Genomic DNA, 20,433 nt, shown 5'->3' on the forward strand with positions numbered 1-20,433 from the left:
ACCTCCCGAGGAGAGTTTAAATGGAACGCCTTTTGGTCCTCGTCCGTCATGGACAAAGCGAATGGAATTTGAAGAACCTCTTTACCGGTTGGAAAAACCCCGACTTGACCGAGCAGGGCGTTGAAGAAGCAACCGCAGCTGGCAAGAAACTGAAGGATTTGAACCTGTCATTCGATATGGCATTCACCTCGGACTTGACCCGCGCGCAGCACACTTTGAAGCTGATCCAAGAACAGCTTGGCCAAGAAGACCTGCCAGTAACCAAAGATCAAAAGCTCAACGAGCGTGACTATGGTGATCTGACTGGCATGAACAAAGACGAAGCGCGCCAGCAGTTTGGCGAAGAGCAAGTGCACATCTGGCGCCGCTCCTACGATGTGCCACCTCCAGGTGGTGAATCCCTGAAAATGACGGCTGAGCGGACACTGCCTTACTACAACGCAGAAATTCTTCCCAAGGTTCTGGAAGGTAACCGGGTGATCGTCGCTGCGCATGGTAACTCTCTGCGCTCCATCATCATGGAGCTGGAAGGTCTTTCCGAAGAGGAAATCCTGCAGCGCGAGCTGGCAACTGGCAAGCCTGTGATCTATCGTCTCGATGAGAACGGCAAGATCCTCTCTGTTGAAGATTTGGCAAAAGCCTAACAGCTCCTCTCGTGTCCGACGGGGTGCAAACGGCAAAAGGCGGCTCTATGGCCGCCTTTTTCATGTATCCGGCTTGCGCGCTGGGGCTATTCGCCCAGCTTGAAGCCTTCTTGTTCCGCAAATTGCTTTAGCGGTTTTTCTGGGCGCGCGCCCACATGCTCAATAATATTGCCAGCACAAAGGCAGCCAAGCTCGGCGCATTCGCTCAAGCTTTTGTCTCTTGCCAATGCCAGCAGGAAACCGGAGGCAAACAAATCGCCCGCACCTGTAAGGTCTGACACTTGGGCCACTTCCGTAGCGGGCACATGCACGGTTTCTTCTCTGGAAATCGCCATAGCGCCTTCGGAGCCGAGAGTTAGCGCGGTCAGATCACAGTCTTCGCGTACACTGGCAATCGCAGCTTCCAAATCACTCGTTTCGTAAAGTGATTTCAATTCATGCTCATTGGCAAACAGCAAATCCACGGTGCCATCGCGCAATAGGGTGAGAAATTCCTGACGAAAGCGGTCAACACAAAAGCTATCAGAAAGAGACAGCGCCACGATGCGATCGGCCTCATGCGCTACCTTCGCGGCTTCCAAGAAGGCCTGCTTTGCTAGCTCTTCATCCCAAAGGTAGCCTTCCATGTAGGTTACAAATGCGCCGGAAACCACGTCTTTGTCCACATCAAAAGGTGAAAGCTTGGTCGCAGCACCAAGGTAGGTGTTCATTGTCCGCTCACCGTCCGGCGTGATCAGGATCATGGAACGACCCGAGCCAAGGTCTTCGCGTAGCGGAGGTGTATCGAAGTGAACGCCAGTGCCACGCATGTCATGGCCGTAGTTTTCCCCGATCTCGTCATTGGCAACCTTGCCCAGAAATGCAGGCTTGCCGCCAAGAGAGGCGATGCCCGCCGCAGTGTTGCCCGCGCTACCACCCGATATGCGCGTGGTCTGGCCCATGAGATCGTATAGGCGCAACGCCTCTTCCGTATCAATCAGCCGCATTGAGGCTTTGTTTAAGTTTTGCTGGGCAAGAAAGTCCTCTTCCACGTGAGAGAACACATCGGTAATCGCATTGCCGATGCAAAGAGCATCAAATGTAAACTCGGACATTAGCTGTTCCCGTTTGGCTCGGCGGGCGCAGCACGCCGACGCCTAGGTCGTGTCAAGGAGGCGATCGCGCTTAGCGCCCAGGGGTTGGTCGCAATGCCCGGTTGGCCTCGGGTTCTCGAATTTTTGCCCTGAATGGGCTGGCGTTGTAAACGCCCAAAATATTGAGCTCGCTAGAGTAGAACTCTAATTCCTCTAGAGCCAAAGCCACATTAGCCTGCTCTGGGTGTCCCTCGATATCCGCATAAAACATGGAGGCAAAGAATTGCCCTTCAAGCTGATAGGATTCCAGCTTGGTCATGTTCACGGAATTGGTCGCGAAACCACCGAGAGCCTTGTACAAGGCTGCAGACACATTTCGAACCCGAAACACAATCGTCGTGATCACTTCTTGCCCGGTATTCACGGCTTTTTTGTCCTCACGGGACAAAATGACGAAACGGGTGGTGTTGTGCGCAGCATCCTCCACATTCTGTGCGAGGATGTCGAGGCCATAAATATCTGCGGCAAGTTCCGGTGCCAGTGCACCCCAAGCAGGGTCATTGCGCTCTGCGATTTGTCGGGCAGAGCCAGCCGTGTCAGCCCCAATCACGGGCAGGATATTATTGTCTCGCAGGATCTTGCGGCATTGGCCCAGCCCCATAACATGGCTTTGCACATGCGTGAGCTCATCAATTTTTGCACCCTTAGTACCCATAAGTTGAAAACGAATGGGCATGAAGTACTCGCCGATGATTTTTAGCGAAGACCCTGGAAGCAGGTGATGAATGTCGGCAACACGCCCCGCCACCGAATTTTCGATTGGGATCATTGCCAGATCAGCGCGTTCGTTTTCCATTGCTTGAAAGCAGTCTTCAAATGTCGCGCAAGGAATTGCCTGATAGTCAGGATACACGCTGTTACAGGCCATGTGAGAATTTGCACCAACCTCACCTTGAAACACAATCTTGCGCTGTTCGGACATAATCAACCTTTGCAACTGAGATAAGATCTTCTGTTTATCCAATTCTGGAGGGATTGCGAAGCTGATTCCAACAACAAGCGCTCCTCACATGGGAGTGTCTGAATAGGAAGCTAGAGGTCGCCCCTAGGGCATTTTGCAGGTCTGGTGCCTTTGATTTCAATAAAGCAGTTATAATTCAATGGCATATGGGAATTTTGAAATAAGCACGATATGAGCTTGCTACACGATGTTTTTGTTGTCACGTGGCGCGGAGCAAGAAACCTCAGCGAAAGGAGAGAAAAACACAACCACTTCTCACCATCTTCTATTGCAATCAGCTGCAACAGAGTGCGCACCCCGCGTAAGATTGGCTGGCTAAACGGATGTCTTGCGCTGATTACCCGAAACAACTAGCAAATTTCCTAATAAATCTATGGACAAAAGCCACAGTTTAACTGTAATTTCCCCTCAAATTTGAACTTGAGAATAAATGACGCAGCCACAAAAGGTCGCGTCACGCCAGCCAAACATCGGAGCTACTCAGCATGGATTCGTTTGAATGGAACAAGATTGCTGCTGCAATCCTGTTCGCCTTGGTCACCTTCATGGGCATCGGCATCCTGACAGACATAATTTTCGCGCCTCATGGCGAGCAAAAACGCGGTTACCAGATCGAGGTTGCGGATGCATCTGCACCGGCTGATGCTGGCGGCGAAGCACCTGTTGAAGAAACTGCGTTGGATCTGCTGGCTTCGGCATCAGTAGATAAAGGCAAGAAACAAGCGAAAAAATGCGCGGCTTGTCACTCCTTCGATGAAGGCGGCAAAAACAAAGTCGGTCCAAACCTCTGGGAAATCGTAAACCGCACGCCTGCGGCGCATGAGGGGTTCTCTTACTCCACAGCGATGAAAGAGTATGCAGCGGCTAATCCTGCTTGGACATTCGAGCAGCTTGACGAATTCATCAAGAATCCAAAAGCTCACATCCCGGGCACTGCAATGAGCTATGGCGGCATGAAAAAAGCAAAAGACCGCGCTGCCCTGCTTGCATATCTGCGCTCGCTTTCAGCATCTCCTGCGCCAATTAACTAGCGCTGTAAAACTTGCTAATGCAATTAGAGGGCCGGCGTTTCGCTGGCCCTTTTTGGTTTGCGACCAGCGTTTTGCCTTGGCTATTGCACCTGACTTTTTGAGGTGTTTTCAGGTGGTTTTAATTCATTAGCGCGCGTCCTAAACTAAAAGTTATCCGATGCTCTTTTAAAAAGGCTAGATATTGCCGTATTTTATGCTGCTAATAGTCAGGCGTAATTTTTAAATAAGATCGGTCTGTTACAACTTATTCCGTAGTTCGCAGGGGAGGGACTTGTGCCGCAGATGAAATGGACAGCTTTCGCACTATCAATGGCCATTGCCGCGGGGGTGATCTCGCTGTCGCATTGCTCTGCAATTGCTGCCAACGAAACGACCCCATGGCGACACGCTGTCACAAGCATCGGCACTCCCAAATACTCTAAGGGGTTCAAGCAGTTTGACTATGTAAACCCTGATGCACCCAAGGGCGGGCTCGTTCGGCTGCCCGACACTGGCAGCTTTGATACGCTAAACCCGATTCTGCGCAAAGGCACACCGCCCGCAGGCCTGGGCCTCGTCTACGAGAGGCTCATGGTGCAATCCTTGGACGAAACCGTAACCGAATACGGGCTTATAGCAGAAGCCATCCAGTTTCCCAAAGATTTCGCATGGGTAAAATTCCGCATTAATCCCGAAGCGAAGTGGCACGATGGCACCCCTATCACAGCGGAGGATGTTGTTTGGTCTTTCAACACCATCAAGGAAAACAATCCGCGATACCGCTACTACTACAAGAACGTGGTGAAGGCGGAAGCCACGGCTAAGCGCGAAGTGCTCTTCACGTTTGATACTAAGAACAATCTCGAATTGCCCAATATCGTGGGGCAAGTCATGGTGCTTCCCAAGCATTGGTGGACAGGCAAGAACGCCGATGGGGAACAGCGCGACATCACCAAAACAACTCTTGAGCCACCGCTTGGATCCGGTCCCTACAAGATCGGCAAGGTAAATGCTGGCCGCTCCATTACCTATGAACGGGTGGCGGATTACTGGGGCAAAGACCTGAATGTAAATATCGGCTCCAATAATTTTGACCAGATTCGCTATGAAGTGTTTCTGGATGAAACTGTCGCTCTTGAAGCGCTAAAAGGTGATCAGATTGATCGCCGCCAAGAAGCGACAGCAAAGCTTTGGGCCACAGCCTACGATATTCCTGCTGTTCAAAGGGGCTGGATGAAAAAGCAGGAATTTACCCAGCCTTCGAACGCTTCTGGCCTCATGGCCGCCTTTATCCCGAATTTGCGTAAGGAAAAGTTTCAAGATCGCCGCGTACGGCAGGCGTTGAACTATGCACTTGATTTTGAAAGCCTTAATCGGGATTTGTTCTTTGACCTCTACTCAAGGATCGATAGCTACTATTACGATACGGCCCTTTCTGCCCGCGGCCTACCAAAGGGTCAAGAACTTTCAATCTTGAACGAGTTTGCAGAAGAACTGCCCGAAGGCCTTCTGCAAACCCCCTATAAAAACCCGGTGGCAAAGGACAATCGCCAGTTGCGCGAGAACCTGCGTAAAGCCAATGATCTGTTAAAGGCAGCAGGTTACGTGCGCAAGGGCGATCAGCTCGTGCATGCCAAAACCGGTGAACCTCTGACCATCGAATACCTGCTAAACGGAAATAGGTTTGAAAAAATAGGTTTGCGTTATCAAGCAGCCCTAGCGCGGCTTGGAATTGAAATGACATTACGCCCGGTGGATACCTCACAATATGTTAATCGTGTCAGAGCGCGCGATTTTGACATGATCTACACCGGTTGGGTTCAATCATTGCGCCCAGGGAACGAACAGCGCGAATACTGGGGCAGCGCCGCCGCTGAAAAACCCACGTCCAGCAACTATGCAGGCATCAAAAACCCTCTCATAGATAAGCTGATTGAAAGGTTGATCATTTCAAAAGACTACGAGGAACTAAAGGCCGCCACCCGCGCGCTCGATCGTGTCTTGCTCTGGAATTCCTACGTCATCCCCGGTTGGACTTCGCCGGAGGACCGCTATGTCGTATGGGATCGCTTCTCCCATCCCCAGCCGCTGCCACAATACTCTATCGGCTTCCCGACTATTTGGTGGTTTGACAAGGAAAAGGCCGCGAAAATAGCCAAGGAGCGCGCAGAATGAACCAAGAAAACAAAGCGGCCGATTGGTCTCGTCGCTCGGTTTTAAAACTGGGTGCTACTGGACTTGGTCTCGCGGCGCTACCGGCAACTCTCTCTAGCGCAATTGCCAAGCAGGCAGGGCAGGGCAGGGTGCATGGCCTCTCCGTCTTTGGAGATCTGGCTTATGCAGCAGGCTTTCAAGCGTTTAATTATGTTAATCCGGCTGCGCCCAAAGGCGGGCAGATCACGTTGACAGCATCAAGCTGGCAGCTCAATCAAAATCCACAAACCTTCAATAGTTTCAATAGCTTTATCCTAAAAGGCGATGCGCCGCCGCGCATGGAAATGTGCTTTGACAGTCTGATGGTTCGAGCACTCGACGAACCGGACGCCATGTATGGCCTTGTGGCCAAGTCTGTCGATGTCTCGCATGATGGCAATTTTTTTGTTTTTAAACTGCGAGAAGAGGCCCGCTTTCATGATGGCTCCTTCCTGCGGGCCGAGGATGTCGCCTATTCGATTAGCCTGTTGAAAGAGCACGGCCACCCGATCTTGCGTCAAACGCTGCAAGAACTTGTCTCTGCCACTGCCCCGGCCGATGATACGCTTACCGTCGCCTTCACCGGCAAGCACAGCCCGCAGCTGCCGCTCATTGTGGCCGGCTTACCGATTTTCTCCAAAGCCTATTATTCCCGCTACGACTTTACGAGCACAACGCTGACGCCGCCGCTCTCTTCCGGGCCTTATAAAGTTGGCCCGCACCAAGTGGGCCGGTATGTTGAGTATGATCGGCAAAAAGACTACTGGGCAAAAGACTTGCCAGTGGTTCGTGGCCACTTCAACTTTGACAAGGTGCGCATCGATTTCTTCCGCGAGTCGCAAGCCGCTTTTGAGGCTTTCAAAAAAGGTGCTGTAAGCTTCAGAGAGGAAAATTCCTCGCAAAAATGGGCCACCGGCTACGATTTTCCCGCTGTTAAAAATGGCTCTATCAAGCGCCATAGCTTCCCGGATAATCGTCCCGCAGGTGCGCAAGGTTGGTTCTTCAATACGCGTCTTGCCAAGTTTTCCGATCCACGCGTGCGGCAGGCGATTTCTCTGGCCTTTGATTTTGAATGGTCAAACAACGCACTTTTCTATGGTCTCTACACGCGCACGCAGGGTTTCTTCGCCAATTCCCCTATGCAGGCAGAGGGATTGCCAAGCGTAGCAGAGTTGGCGCTGCTTGATCCCTATAAAGATCAGCTGCCACAACAAGTTTTTGATCAGGCCTATATTCAGCCAGTTTCTAATGGCTCTGGTCAGGATAGGGGCAATCTTGCAAAGGCGGCCAAGCTGCTCAAGCAGGCTGGCTTGCAGCGGGAGGGCGCAAAACTCATTGACAAAGAAGGAAAGCCCTTCAGTTTTGAGTTCCTCTCAAACAGCCAAATGTTTGAGAGGATAACAGCACCCTTCATAAAAAATCTTGAATTGCTGGGCATTTCAGCCTCATTCCGTGTTGTGGATCCGGCGCAGTACGAACAGCGGCTGAACAATTTCGAGTTTGATGTTGTTAGCCGCCGTTTCGCGCTCACACCAACGCTTGGCGATGACGCCTATGCCCTTTGGGGCAGTGCCTCGGCCGAGCGCCCGGGCAGCTATAACATGGCGGGGATTAATAGCCCGGTGGTGGATGCTCTGATCGAACATGCGGTCAGCGCGGACACCCGTGAAAAGCAGCAGGTTGCTGCCCGCGCGTTGGATAGAGTTTTACGCCTTGGTTTCTACTGGGTGCCACAATGGTACAAGCCCGTGCACACTGTGGCTTACTGGGACAAATTTGGGATTCCGAAAGAGGTTTCCCTCTATGATTTCCCGGTTGAAACCACTTGGTGGCAAGATCCGGACAAAACAAAAGAGCTGGAAGCAGCCAACTAGATAAAAAGGATTGCTATGGGCGCGTATATTCTGCGTCGATTGCTACTCATGATCCCCACCCTCATCGGGATCATGGCAATCAACTTTGTCATTGTGCAATTTGCCCCAGGCGGCCCTGTGGAGCAGGTAATTGCCCAGCTGCAAGGCGAAGCCACCTCGGCCACGGCGAGTATTTCTGGTGGCGGCGGCGATTTCGGCGGTGCAGCTGCTGGCGGTGGCGATGGGGCTGGCTCTAAGTATCGCGGTGCGCAAGGGCTCGATCCAGATTTCATTAAGGAGCTAGAGGCGCAATTTGGCTTCGACAAGCCGCCGTTAGAGCGTTTCGGCCAGATGATTATCGATTACGCTCGCTTTGATTTTGGCGAAAGCTATTTTCGCGATATCACGGTGATTGATCTGATTGTCGAGAAGCTGCCGGTCTCCATATCCCTTGGCCTCTGGATGACCCTTATTTCCTATGGGATTTCCATTCCCTTAGGCATTCGTAAGGCGGTGAAAGATGGCAGTACATTTGATGTCTGGACATCATCAATAATCATTGTTGGCTATGCGATTCCCGGCTTCTTGTTTGCTGTCTTGCTGATCGTGCTTTTCGCTGGTGGCTCGTTTTGGGATCTATTCCCGCTGCGAGGTCTTGTCTCGGAGGGCTGGGAACAAATGCCATGGTATGAACAGATTGCAGATTACTTCTGGCACTTGGCCTTGCCGCTAACAGCAATGGCGCTCTCTGCCTTTGCGACCACAACTTTGCTCACAAAGAATTCGTTTCTTGATGAAATTCGCAAGCAATATGTGCAAACAGCGCGTGCCAAAGGCCTTACGGAGCGCCAGGTGCTTTATGGGCATGTCTTTAGAAATGCAATGTTGATCGTTATTGCAGGATTCCCCGGGGCGTTTATCTCGGCGTTCTTTGCGGGCTCTTTGCTAATCGAGACAATTTTCTCGCTCGATGGGCTTGGCTTACTAGGCTTTGAATCCATCATAAACCGCGATTATGCAGTGGTTTTTGCAACGCTTTACATCTTCTCGCTCATGGGTTTGCTTGTGAATCTGCTTTCCGACATCACCTACACCATGATTGATCCGCGCATCGATTTTGAAAGCAGGGAGGTATAAATGATGACCTCTGATTCCACCTCCCGCCTAGAAAAGCAAGGCTATGAGGCACCGTTGCCCCTCCCCGAACAAACTGAAATCCCACCGAAAAAGCAACGTTTGTCGCCGTTAAACCAGCGTCGCTGGCGCAATTTCAAATCGCATAAACGGGGCTACTGGTCCCTATGGATCTTCTCATTCCTGTTTGTTTTCACTTTGTTTGCCGAGTTTATCGCGAACGACAAGCCAATCCTTGTCTCTTACAAGGGCGAGCTCTTGATGCCTGTCTTTGTTGATTATCCTGAAGAGAAGTTTGGTGGTTTTCTTGCGGTGACAGATTACCGCGATCCGTTCAACCAAGAAGAGATTGAGGCAAACGGGTGGATGCTCTGGCCGCCAATTCGTTACTCCTATTCAACGGTTAACAATGAAACGCCTGTCCCCGCGCCAGCGCCGCCATCATGGTCGATGGAGATCGGCGAGCGCTGCATCCGCTATCCGCTAGGTGCGGAAGATCCCAACTGCACCATTGGCAACTGGAATTGGTTTGGTACCGATGATCAAAGCCGCGATGTGCTGGCCCGGCTGATTTATGGCTTTCGCATTTCCGTGTTGTTCGGTCTGGCATTGACCATAGCCTCCTCTTTGATTGGTATTGCCGCTGGTGCCGTTCAAGGCTTTTACGGCGGCTGGGTGGACCTTGGTTTTCAGCGCTTTATCGAAATCTGGACAGCGATCCCGACGCTTTATCTCATCATGATTATATCTTCAGTGCTCACGCCGGGCTTCTGGGTTCTCTTTAGCATCCTGCTGGCATTTTCCTGGGTGGCTCTTGTCGGCGTGGTCCGCGCCGAGTTCTTGCGCGGGCGGAATTTTGAATACATCTCTGCTGCAAGAGCGCTGGGCGTCTCAAACAGAACCATTATGTGGCGGCACTTGCTGCCAAATGCCATGGTCGCCACTCTCACCTTCCTGCCATTCATTTTGAATGGCTCAATCTCCACCCTGACAGCGCTGGATTTCCTCGGGTTTGGTTTGCCCCCCGGCTCCGCATCACTTGGAGAATTGTTAAAACAGGGAAAAAACAATCTGCAGGCCCCATGGCTAGGCTTTACCGGCTTTATTGTGCTCTCGCTGATGCTCTCGCTGCTGATTTTTATCGGCGAAGCGGTGCGTGATGCATTTGACCCACGAAAAACCTTGCAGTAACAGGAGCAAAGAACATGGACCAACAATCCTCTGCGCCCTTGTTGCAGCTGAAGGATCTGAGTGTAGAATTTACTCAGGATGGCAAGCAATCGCGGGCTGTCGATCGGGTTTCTTTCCCTATTAAGCGGGGCGAAACACTTGCACTTGTGGGAGAGAGCGGCTCGGGTAAATCTGTCTCAGCCCTGTCGGTTTTAAAACTGCTACCCTATCCGGCCGCCAGCCATCCAACTGGATCGATTGAGTTTGAGGGCGAAAACCTGCTCGCGATGGATGAGCAGCATATCCGTAAAGTACGCGGCAATCGTATCTCGATGATTTTCCAAGAGCCGATGACCTCGCTTAACCCGCTGCACACCATCGAGCGGCAGGTCTCGGAAATCCTGCGCATTCATAGAGGGCTTGGGGAAACCAACGCCCGCAAGCGCGTTATCGAGCTATTAGAGCAAGTCGGCATTCCAGATCCGGAAGGTCGCCTCGGCGCATATCCCCATCAGCTCTCAGGTGGTCAGCGACAGCGCGTGATGATTGCTATGGCGCTTGCAAACGAGCCGGACTTGCTCATTGCGGATGAGCCAACCACGGCGCTTGATGTCACCGTGCAGGCGCAAATTCTACAGTTGCTTAAAGACTTGCAGCAGAAAACCGGCATGGCCATGCTGTTCATTACGCACGATCTGGGCATTGTCCGCCGCTTGGCCGACCGCGTTTGTGTGATGACAGCGGGCAAAATTGTAGAGCATGGCGAAACCGCGAATATTTTTGCGGACCCGCAACATGAATACACCCGCCACCTGCTTGCCGCAGAGCCAAAAGGCGACCCGCCTCAAGTTGATAGCACTCAGCCAATCGTGCTGTCGGCGGAAGATATCAAAGTTTGGTTCCCAGTGAAAACGGGCTTCTTAAGGCGTACCACCAGCCATATCAAGGCAGTTGATGGTATCGACTTACAACTACGCGCGGGGCAAACACTTGGCATTGTTGGGGAGAGCGGCTCGGGAAAAACCACTCTCGGGCTCGCCCTCTTGCGTTTGATCTCCTCCAAAGGCGAAATTCGCTACAATAGTGAAGCAATCGACAGCTACTCGTGGCAGAAAATGCGCCCATTGCGCCGCGATATGCAAGTTGTGTTTCAAGATCCTTTCGGCTCACTCTCTCCGCGGATGTCTGTAAGCGATATCGTTGCTGAAGGGCTGAAAATCCATATGCCGCAACTAAGCAGTGCTGAGCGGGATGCAAAGGTCGCTTCTGCGTTGGAGGAAGTAGGCCTTGATCCGGCCATGCGCCACCGCTACCCCCATGAGTTTTCAGGTGGCCAGCGCCAACGCATATCCATTGCGCGCGCTATGGTGCTTGAGCCCAAGTTCGTTATGTTGGATGAACCAACTTCCGCACTCGATATGTCTGTACAGGCGCAAGTTGTTGACCTGCTCAGAGGCTTGCAACAGCGGCATGGCCTTGCCTATCTGTTTATCTCGCATGATCTCAAGGTGGTGCGGGCTCTGGCGAATGATGTCATCGTCATGCAGCATGGCAAAGTGGTAGAGCGCGGCACTGCGCAAGATATCTTCACCGCACCGCAAACCGACTATACAAAGCAGTTGATGGCCGCAGCTTTTCGAATGGAAGCAATTACCGCCAGTTCGAACGAATAATTAAACGGGAGCGCGCTTGACGCGCTCTTTGTAAGCCACGAACAATGCTGCCCCCACGATCATGGTTGCTGCTGGGAAGAAGGTGAGCGAAGGCCACTTGTCAAACACCAGCAAGTCTGCACCAACAGCAAACACAAGGGATAGATATTCAAACGTTGCGAGCTTTGATGCTTCTCCCAGCTTCAGGCTCAACGTCATGAAAATATGTGCCAATCCACCAATCAGCCCTGTTCCGATTAGCATTAGCAAATCGCGTAGGCTAGGTGTTGGCCAACCAAACGGCAATGTCGCCAGACCGGCGATGGCGCAAGTGAGCGCAAAGTAAAACGCAATAGCGCCGGGGTGTTCGGTTTTGGCAAGGTTGCGAACCTGTGTCATGGAACCAGCCGCGAGTACGGCAGTGGTGAACGCAAGGCCAGCCCCGAATAAGTAGCTGTTGTCGGTGTGCGTAAGTGATAGCTCGGGACCAACAAGCGTTACTACACCGGCAAAGCCCATTGAAATTCCGGTCAGCCTTATAAGGCTAAGTCGCTCACCAAGAAAAAGCCCGGCCATGACAGCCATGAGAATTGGAGTTAGATAGCCAATGACTGTCGCATCTGCGAGCGGGAGGTATTTAAGCCCACCAAAGGAAGTAAACATGGCGATGCAACCAAGGGAGCAACGCACAATATGATCTTTGGGACGGCGAGTATGCAACCCCTGTGGTAATTCACGGGATAAAGCTAGAAAAAGGCAAAGTGGAATTAGGGCAAAAGCACTCCGGAAAAAAATGATTTGCCCCAATGATGCATCCCCGCTCAGAAGCTTGATGAGAACGAGCATCCCTGCGAAAAGTATGGAGGCTATAACCCTGCATGTAACAGCGTTGCCGAAGAGAATGTGCATCTAAAGAAACCGAGTTGCGGAACACCAGCGCAGCTCCTAGCAGTGCGCTCCCGCTTCGTCAATCATCAGGTGCAGACGTGAAAAGAGCAAGGGGCGTTGCCCCTCTCCCCTTGCTCTATTTGAAGCTTTATTGAGCCCGAATGTGGCGAATAAAGCTTTCAACGCTTTCATGAAGTGCCGTGGCCGACTCTCCAAGAATCTGAGCCGCGCTCTCGACTTCTATCGCCGAGCGGCTGGTTTCGTCAGCTTGGGCAGCGATTGTAACTGCACCCTCTGCCAGGACCTGCGTACCCGTAGAAGCGAGCACCGAACTCCGCGCTATCTCGTTCGTAGCCGATGTTTGCTGCTCAACCGCCGCGGCGATGGTAGACGCGATGGTATCCATATCCGCTATGATCCGTGAGATCCCTGAGATCTCGTCTACCGCATTCATCGTTGCACTTTGGACGTTTGAAATTTGCGAGGATATGCTTTGTGTAGCTTGCGCTGTCTGGGTCGCAAGATCCTTCACCTCACTAGCAACAACTGCAAATCCGCGCCCTGCCTCACCGGCACGCGCGGCCTCAATTGTAGCGTTAAGCGCCAGGAGATTGGTTTGCTCAGCAATTTCATTAATAATATTAATGACTTCGCTGATTTTTGCGACGGCATCTGCGAGGCCTTCAACTGTCGCATTTGTACGCTCAGCACCAGAGACAGCCCGAGCGGCGGTTTCCGATGAGCTTTGAATTTGAGTGCTGATCTCGCCAATGGATGCGCTTAGCTCTTCTGCTGAAGCAGACACGGTTTGCACATTTGCCGAAGTATCTTCAGCCGCGCAGCGACCTTCCTCCGCATGTTGCCGGGTGGAAGCCGCGGCCGGGGCAAGCGTTGCGGCGAGTTGCTGCATTTGTGTTGCAGATTGCGTTACAGACTTCACAACATGGCCCACATGGGCTTCAAACTCAGCGATCAACTCTTCCCGATTGCGCTGTCTTTCAGCTCGCTCTGCTTCTATCCGCTTTAGGTTTTCTTCCTCTAGGCGTTTGACATGCAGGGCATTGTCGCGAAAGACGTTCACCGCCCCGATCATCTCGTAGATTTCGTCTTTTTGTTTGCGCTGCGGAAGCTCGATTTTAAGATCGCCAGAAGCCAATGCGCCCATTTGCAGCGTCAGCGACTTAATGGGGCGCGTTATGCCGTTGGCCAAGAACCATGAAAGCCCGCCAACTGCCAAAGCGATCAGCATTGATAGAAACACAATTAGCTGCAGCATTTGATCGGCGGATTGGAAGATTTGTGCTCTTGGAATGGTGACAACCAGCACCCAACTCTGCGCGGAATCGCCAAGTTTAAGCGGGATGGCAACCTGTAGGACGTCTTGCCCGTTAAAGCTTTCGTTGGCCAACGTTAAACTCTGCTTAGAGGTCCAAACCTCGCGAAAGCGAGAGCTGAACCCCGCAGCTGTGAATTGCATGTTTATTCTGGCGGCAGATTTGTCAGCGATAACAGTACCTTCGCCACTGAGCAAAGTTAGAAAGCCGGTTTCGAATGGCTTTACTTTGTTAAGCTGCCTTTTTAGCTCATCAAGGCTTAAATCAACACCGGTAACGGCTACTGCCTTACCCTCTTCTACAATTGGTACCGTGAGAGAGGTAAGGAAGCTCATTGTCCCGTCAATGTCGTAAGCAGTCGGTTCAATCGCAACCTCGCGCTTGGATTGCAAGGAGGCAAGATACCACTCGTTCTTGCCGGCCTGTTTATAAGTTGCGAGCGCACGACTGCGTATGCGCCCTCCTTTGCGGTAAAAGTAGGGAACAAAATGCCCGGTATCATTATGAAGCGGTGTGTTAACCCAGCCCTTATCGTTGCCATCGTACTGATTGGGCTCCCACACAGCCCAAATCCCCGCGAGCTTTGGTCTGGCTTTTAGCAAACCCTCAAGGACTTTGAGTGCTGTCTCGCGATCCGGTTTTTCCGCTGCTTTTTGCGCAGTCAGCACGACCGCCAAATCGCGAGCGGTTGTAAATGCTTCTTCAATTTCTCCTTGCAGCTCGCCAGCTGTGCGCAGTGCAACTTCGTTGGCAAGCGCAATAGCCTCCCGCTCCAACGTATCCCTGCTAAGAATCAAAAGAGAGGCTGCTGTTGCTCCCACCGCAAAGAAGGCAACAATTACAATCCATAGAGTCAGTTTGCCCCGTAGGCGCATTGTAAGCATTTTAAATTCCCAAGAAGGTTTTATTTCGCCAAAACAAGTTTTGGGCTAAAAAATTCCGGCTTTATTAGGGGAATGTACTTTTTACCTCAACCTGAGATTGAAAAAACATTGTGTATGACATGCTGGCAATTTTAAACAATATTTAGTGTTTTCTGTGAAAACTCAATAATTGCAACAATATAAAGAACATTCTAATAGGGAAACATTAGTAAAAATCATCTAATTTCTTTTGAAGTAGAGTTTGCGAGGCCATCTTCGTGTTGTGCTATTCTTGGCCGCTGGCAAAGTGTCAGATCAACACAGCGTTCTGCCAGCGGAGGAAATACGGCATCGTTGTTATGTTAGCTGCCCACTGACGCATTTCCTCCAAAGCTCTAAGGATTAATGCCCCCAGCGAAGAACAAGAGGATCCAGAGGTCGTAATACGTCTAGCAAACCATCACGAATAGATGGATGCAGCGCGGTTTGCGGATGCCGACAATAGTCAGACCTTATGATACCGCCCTCTACCATCGCCGCCTTCGCAGAGCGCCATAAGCACTGGCGGTTCTCGAAGTTTATCATGGGCAATACTTGCCGATAAATGTCCGCGGCTGCTTCGCGATTCCCTTGCGCATGCTGTTCAAGGATTGGCTTGATCTTGTCGGGAATAGAGGCGGATGTCATTGTCCCGGTGGCACCCGCATCCAGATCAGCCATGAGGGTGATCCCTTCTTCGCCATCAAATGGGCCTTCAATAGCATCGCCTCCAGCTGCTATGAGCTCGCGGAGTTTGCTGGTTGCGGGGATGCACTCAACCTTGAAGAGCTTAACCATTTCGATTTCACGCGCCATGCGAACGAGCAAAGGTACAGAAAGGTCGTTCCCGGCCATTGGAGCATCCTGAATCATAATTGGGATGCCCACGTCACCAACATAACTGAAGTGCTCAAAGATCTGCTCTGGTTGTGCGCGGATCGTCGCGCCATGATACGGCGGCATCAACATAACCATGGCAGCACCAAGTTCTTTGGCTCGTTTTGCGCGTGCAACAGCGATTTGCGTAGCGAAATGGCTTATGGTCACAATCACAGGAACGCGGCCGTTCACATGCTCTAGACTGACTTTTGTCAGCGTCTCACGTTCTTCATCCGAGAGCACGAATTGCTCAGAGTAGTTTGCGAGCAAACATATACCATCAACACCAGCATCAATCATGAAGTCTAGAATTCGCTTCATGCCTTCCAGATCAAGTTGTCCATCGCTATAAAAAGGTGTTGGAGCTACAGGCCAGATGCCCTTGTATTTTCCCAGCATGGTTACTCCCGTAAATGCTTGTTATCGCCTGTACGCACAGCATTCAAAGCGCCATCAACTGGCCGAATACATAAACGCAAACAAGGCGTGTCTGTGTTTTATATTCTAGCTCAGGTATGTGCTAAGCTGGTCGAACGCTTGATGTAGGACCTCTTCCGGTTGCGCGTAGCACAGCCGCAGATACCCCTCACCAGGGCCCCCAAAAGCGATGCCTGGCGCCAAGCCAACTTTTGCTTCCCGCATTATTTGCAAAGCGGCATCGTAGCTGTTGTCCAGCCCATCAACCTGAAAAAAGCAATAGAAAGCGCCATCAGGCTCGATAAAGTTAACCCGCGAGAAGCGCTTTAGATGGTACGAGGTGATTTCAAAGCCTCTACGGATCTTGGTGTTAAGCTCCGCTATCTCACCCTCGCATTTTTGCAGCGCAACGATCCCGGCGTCCTGAACAAAACTGGTGGTACAAGAAGTGTTAAACTCTGTGAGTTGCCCAAATTTTGCCTCAAGCTCTGGCGGCGCAACCACCCAACCCAAACGCCACCCGGTCATGGACCAGCATTTGGAAAAAGAGTTTACAGATAAAAGCCGGTCCTCTGCGGTTGCAATGGATAGGAATGAAGGCGCTGCGGTACCGTGTCGATATAGCCGCGTATAAACATCGTCAGAAACAATCCAGATCCCGTGCTTTCGGCAGTGATCGAGAACAGTTTTTTGCTCCTGCGTCGACATCGTCCAGCCAGTGGGGTTGTTCGGCGAATTAACAACAAACACGGTTGTGTCTGGTGTCAATGCATCAATGAGAGCATCAAGATCCAGCGCCCATCGGCCATCAACCGGACGCAAATTCTGTGTCACAACATCAGCGCCCATTGCCTTAAATGCCCCAATAATATTGGGCCAGCTTGGCTCAATCGCGACAACTCTATCTTCTGGGGTAACGAGCATTTCTGCCGCCAGCATCAGCCCTTGCATACCAGAGGGTGTGACCGTCACCTGTGATCGTGTTAGCTCGCAACCATAAAGATTGTTGGAGTAGGAGCAGATAGCATCGCGAAGCCCGACAGTGCCATTATTGGGCTGATAATTATGTCTTCCTGCTTGCAAAGAAGCAATTGCGGCCTCAACAATTTGAGGGCTGGTTGGCCACGCCCCTTCGCCAAACCAGAGGGGAACGACGTCATCCATCGTCATTCCCACCTCGGCAACCTCTCTAATCAAGGAGGCTTCTAAGGCGTGGGCGCGACGAGATATCGGTTTACGAATTAGATTGTTACTCATAGCGATAAATTTGCGAATAAATGCTGTTTTGTCGCCTGTTGATCTGTTCAAAGATATAGCCGATATGGCTATTATCTTGCTGATGTGGCCAGTAGCAGTGCGGAGTGAACATGAGTGAGAATGTAGATGAGCAAATTTTGCAAGAACTGCGTCGCGACTCTCGGACTCCCATTGCCAAGATTGCGGAAAAGGTGGGGCGATCACGAACTGCTGTTCGCGCGCGCATCGCCAAGTTGGAACGTGACAAGCGAATTCTGAGCTACACAATTACCGAGCCCGCCATCGTCGCAACTGATGGAATCGGCGTGATCGTTCTTGTCGCACTGGAAGTTCGCCATAAATCAGAAGCTTTTCTTAGCAGTGTTCGATCAATGCCACAGATCGCCAGCTGCATAGGCGTGATTGGAGAATATGACTATGCGTTGTTGGTTCGGCAAATCGACAAGCAGGAGCTAGAAAAAGTACTCGTCCACCTTTACAAGGTCGAAGGCGTTAAGCGTACGGAAACAATCATGGCGTTGTTTCAAGAATTTTAGTCGGCTCGCCTGTCACATACAAATCGCACAGATCAGTTTAATAGGCTATTCGCCGCTAAACGCGTTCTGATACACTTTTACGGAATCGCCTCCAAAGCTATTGGGTGTTGTTGCTTGTGCGGTATCTGTGATCGAGTTTTTGCTCCCGTCACGCAATTCCCTCGTGAGGCCAAAGGGCCTTTGGTGGAGTATTCAACAACAGTGCTCTTTTGGGGTCGCGGGTCACAGGATGCCCTTCAGCCCGACCTTGGCAATGCTGCGCAGATGTCAACGCGTGTTTAGTGCGCTTTCGATATTCAGAATGGGAATTGTCCTCGCAAAGAGTTCCTGATATGTTCTTTTTGCAATAGGCATGGAGAACAAGCATGGCAAAGCTGGCACTTATGCTAACGGACGGATTCGCAGAATGGGAATATGCGTTGATTGGCGGGGTCGGGAAGCCGTTTTATGGCCTTGATGTTCAGTACTTCGCGCCCGAAGCTGGTGAGCTGTGCTCGCAGGGAGGGTTGCGGGCCCAAATCTCTCAGGACTTTGCGACATTGCTGGAGTGGCAACCGACAGCCCTCGTTGTTGTGGGAGGAATGATCTGGGAATCGGACAATGCACCGGATGTGAGTACTCTTCTCAAAGCCGCATACGAAAGCGGTGCCAGCGTAGGAGGTATCTGCGGCGGCACATTGGCCTTGGCACGCGCTGGCCTTTTGGACGATGTAGCGCATACCTCCAATGACAAGAGCTTTCTCAAGAAAAACGCGGTGTGTTATCGAGGCGAAGCACATTATCGGGCAAGTCCATCTGCGGTTTCCTCAGATAGAGTGATCACTGCGCCAGGTGCCGCGCCAGCAAGTTTTGCTGCGGCCATTTTCACTGCTGCTGGATTGCCGCGTGATGTGGTCTCACAGTTCGAAGAAATGATGGCCGCCGAACATGGCAAGCATGCTTAACAGCATCAATCCGGCTTATATAATGCTAAATAGCCTCCCGCATCTTTTGGGATTGCAGCGTGTTTATCGCATTTCTGAAAGCGGCCAGTTTGCGTTGGTCCTGTTGACGATACTCAATTACTTGACAGGGCCACATACTGCCGGGCCGTCGAAGCCAGCTCGATAAATCTCTTGCAAATGAGGCGGCCAATAATCAATGTGTTCCACAATGGTTTCTGAGGTGCGAAAGGCCTAGGAATTAAAAGGGAACACGGTGCGGTGTAGCCAACAGGCGCCAAGTCCGTGACTGCCCCCGCAACTGTAAGCGGAGAGCAAAGCCAATCATGCCACTGGTATAAACCGGGAAGGCTGGCCGCGCCCAGACCCGCAAGTCAGGAGACCTGCCATTGTGTATCACTTCAACCCGGGCGGGGCGTCCCGGAAGGAGGACATAATGGTTGCATTGGTGCGAGCCTTTTATATCTCCAGTTCTTTTGTGCCCCGCTGCTGCGCGGAGGGCGCTATGAGACCTTTACTGTTTTCAAAACCTGAATCTGTTTTTTTGTTAAGTCGCTGCTGGACAAGGCAGCTGACAGCTTGACTTCCTGAGCTCTTTCAATACAAAACGACATGTTATAACATCACAAATCAGTGACTGATTGACGCTTCAGTAGGTGCACCCTCGTGTTTTGGCTTAAAAAAGCCCGCCCGACGCGAGCAATAGTTTTTGCGATGTGCCTATGAAGCAGGGGAATTAGCAAATGAGCGCAGCATCTATCTCCGTCCACGAAGTTTCTTGGGCGCCGAACCGCAAAAATGCGCATGTCTTACATCCCCTTAGCTTTGAACTGGCTGCGGGTAAGACACTCGGAGTTGTCGGAGCAAATGGGGCAGGTAAGTCAACATTACTGCGCTTGCTTTACCGTTTTAATAAACCATCCAGTGGAAGTGTTTACGTGCGTGGAAAAAACATCTGGTCAATCTCCGCAAAAGCAACGGCAAAGATGGTTGCGGCGGTGCTTCAGGAGCAACCAACAGACTTTGCGCTATGTGTGCGAGAGATTGTGAAATTGGGGCGTACGCCGCATCGTATCGGTCTATCCTCTGGTTGTCAGCAGGATCTCGACATTGTTGAGCATTCCTTGCACACATTGCAGCTGGATGGGTTGGCAGAGCGCTTGTTTGGCACGCTGTCTGGCGGAGAGCGTCAACGGGTCATGGTGGCCCGCGCGCTGGCGCAGCAACCCTCCCTGTTGATACTGGATGAACCAACCAATCATCTGGACATTCGCAACCAGCTGGAAATTCTGAAACTTATTGAAAGTCTGGACCTTACCATCGTCACCAGTTTGCATGATCTGAACATGGCAGCGCGGGTGTGTGATCAAATTCTGTTATTGGACAGAGGGCGCATGCTCGGGTTTGGGCCACCAAATGAGATCTTATCTCCCGGGTTGGTGTCTCAAGCATTTCAGGTCCACGCAACGCGCGATCTTCTGCTGAGTAAACAACAATCTCTTCTAACCTTCGATCTTCATTCCTAAGGA

At 51.5% G+C, this 20,433-nt stretch carries 16 protein-coding genes and 1 riboswitch; of the genes, 10 read left to right on the plus strand and 6 right to left on the minus strand.

What is annotated here, in order from left to right; all coding sequences use genetic code 11:
* Window positions 1-20 precede the first annotated feature (20 nt).
* Window positions 21-644 carry a 2,3-bisphosphoglycerate-dependent phosphoglycerate mutase gene (locus AYK82_RS02880; protein WP_068311144.1) on the plus strand — a complete coding sequence of 208 codons (624 nt, stop codon included), beginning with the start codon at window positions 21-23 and terminating at the stop codon, window positions 642-644.
* A gap of 86 nt (window positions 645-730) precedes the next feature.
* On the opposite strand, the gene AYK82_RS02885 is transcribed toward AYK82_RS02880, so the two are convergent.
* Window positions 731-1,738 (minus strand): adenosine kinase, encoded by a 1,008-nt coding sequence (locus AYK82_RS02885; protein ID WP_068311145.1) that lies wholly within the window; start codon window positions 1,736-1,738, stop codon window positions 731-733.
* A gap of 70 nt (window positions 1,739-1,808) precedes the next feature.
* Entirely contained in the window at window positions 1,809-2,699 is an 891-nt protein-coding gene (locus tag AYK82_RS02890; protein ID WP_068311146.1) for a prephenate dehydratase, read from the minus strand.
* Window positions 2,700-3,223: 524 nt separating this feature from the next.
* Between AYK82_RS02890 and AYK82_RS02895 the strand changes: the two genes are divergently transcribed.
* The 6 genes from AYK82_RS02895 to AYK82_RS02920 all read left to right on the plus strand — a co-directional run bounded on the left by AYK82_RS02895 (window position 3,224) and on the right by AYK82_RS02920 (window position 11,771).
* Window positions 3,224-3,769, plus strand: a complete 546-nt coding sequence (locus AYK82_RS02895) for a c-type cytochrome (protein WP_068311148.1) — start codon at window positions 3,224-3,226, stop codon at window positions 3,767-3,769.
* Between the two features lie 282 nt (window positions 3,770-4,051).
* The gene (locus AYK82_RS02900; protein WP_208976366.1) at window positions 4,052-5,923 is read left to right on the plus strand and encodes an extracellular solute-binding protein; all 1,872 of its coding nucleotides are present in this window, start codon (window positions 4,052-4,054) and stop codon (window positions 5,921-5,923) included.
* On the plus strand, window positions 5,920-7,815 hold the full coding sequence (locus AYK82_RS02905; RefSeq protein ID WP_068311150.1) for an extracellular solute-binding protein: 1,896 nt from the start codon (window positions 5,920-5,922) through the stop codon (window positions 7,813-7,815). The genes AYK82_RS02900 and AYK82_RS02905 overlap by 4 nt, the downstream gene beginning before the upstream one ends.
* Window positions 7,816-7,830: 15 nt before the next feature.
* Window positions 7,831-8,931: a microcin C ABC transporter permease YejB gene (locus tag AYK82_RS02910; protein ID WP_068311151.1), complete on the plus strand. Its 1,101-nt coding sequence runs from the start codon at window positions 7,831-7,833 to the stop codon at window positions 8,929-8,931.
* 3 nt (window positions 8,932-8,934) lie between these two features.
* Window positions 8,935-10,119: an ABC transporter permease gene (locus tag AYK82_RS02915; RefSeq protein ID WP_082733714.1), complete on the plus strand. Its 1,185-nt coding sequence runs from the start codon at window positions 8,935-8,937 to the stop codon at window positions 10,117-10,119.
* 14 nt (window positions 10,120-10,133) lie between these two features.
* Window positions 10,134-11,771 (plus strand): ABC transporter ATP-binding protein, encoded by a 1,638-nt coding sequence (locus AYK82_RS02920; protein ID WP_068311152.1) that lies wholly within the window; start codon window positions 10,134-10,136, stop codon window positions 11,769-11,771.
* Here the strand turns inward: AYK82_RS02920 and AYK82_RS02925 are convergent, their stop codons facing one another.
* The 4 genes from AYK82_RS02925 to AYK82_RS02940 all read right to left on the minus strand — a co-directional run bounded on the left by AYK82_RS02925 (window position 11,772) and on the right by AYK82_RS02940 (window position 17,427).
* The gene (locus AYK82_RS02925) at window positions 11,772-12,659 is read right to left on the minus strand and encodes a DMT family transporter (protein ID WP_068311153.1); all 888 of its coding nucleotides are present in this window, start codon (window positions 12,657-12,659) and stop codon (window positions 11,772-11,774) included.
* Window positions 12,660-12,786: 127 nt separating this feature from the next.
* Complete coding sequence (locus tag AYK82_RS02930) at window positions 12,787-14,856, minus strand: methyl-accepting chemotaxis protein (protein ID WP_068311154.1); 2,070 nt, start codon at window positions 14,854-14,856, stop codon at window positions 12,787-12,789.
* Between the two features lie 381 nt (window positions 14,857-15,237).
* Complete coding sequence (locus tag AYK82_RS02935; RefSeq protein WP_208976356.1) at window positions 15,238-16,152, minus strand: dihydrodipicolinate synthase family protein; 915 nt, start codon at window positions 16,150-16,152, stop codon at window positions 15,238-15,240.
* 105 nt (window positions 16,153-16,257) lie between these two features.
* Window positions 16,258-17,427, minus strand: a complete 1,170-nt coding sequence (locus tag AYK82_RS02940; RefSeq protein ID WP_068311155.1) for a pyridoxal phosphate-dependent aminotransferase — start codon at window positions 17,425-17,427, stop codon at window positions 16,258-16,260.
* 110 nt (window positions 17,428-17,537) lie between these two features.
* On the opposite strand from AYK82_RS02940, the gene AYK82_RS18090 reads away from it, so the two are divergent.
* From AYK82_RS18090 to AYK82_RS02955, 3 genes are all read left to right on the plus strand, one after another.
* Complete coding sequence (locus AYK82_RS18090; RefSeq protein WP_068311156.1) at window positions 17,538-17,963, plus strand: Lrp/AsnC family transcriptional regulator; 426 nt, start codon at window positions 17,538-17,540, stop codon at window positions 17,961-17,963.
* Window positions 17,964-18,328: 365 nt separating this feature from the next.
* On the plus strand, window positions 18,329-18,907 hold the full coding sequence (locus AYK82_RS02950; protein WP_068311157.1) for a DJ-1/PfpI family protein: 579 nt from the start codon (window positions 18,329-18,331) through the stop codon (window positions 18,905-18,907).
* Between the two features lie 192 nt (window positions 18,908-19,099).
* A riboswitch (cobalamin riboswitch) is annotated at window positions 19,100-19,309 on the plus strand.
* A 338-nt stretch (window positions 19,310-19,647) separates the two neighbouring features.
* Window positions 19,648-20,430: an ABC transporter ATP-binding protein gene (locus AYK82_RS02955; protein ID WP_068311158.1), complete on the plus strand. Its 783-nt coding sequence runs from the start codon at window positions 19,648-19,650 to the stop codon at window positions 20,428-20,430.
* The last annotated feature ends 3 nt before the right edge of the window (window positions 20,431-20,433 follow it).

This window comes from Polycladidibacter hongkongensis, assembly GCF_001561995.1.
In the GTDB taxonomy this organism is placed as follows: Bacteria; Pseudomonadota; Alphaproteobacteria; order Rhizobiales; family Stappiaceae; genus Pseudovibrio; species Pseudovibrio hongkongensis.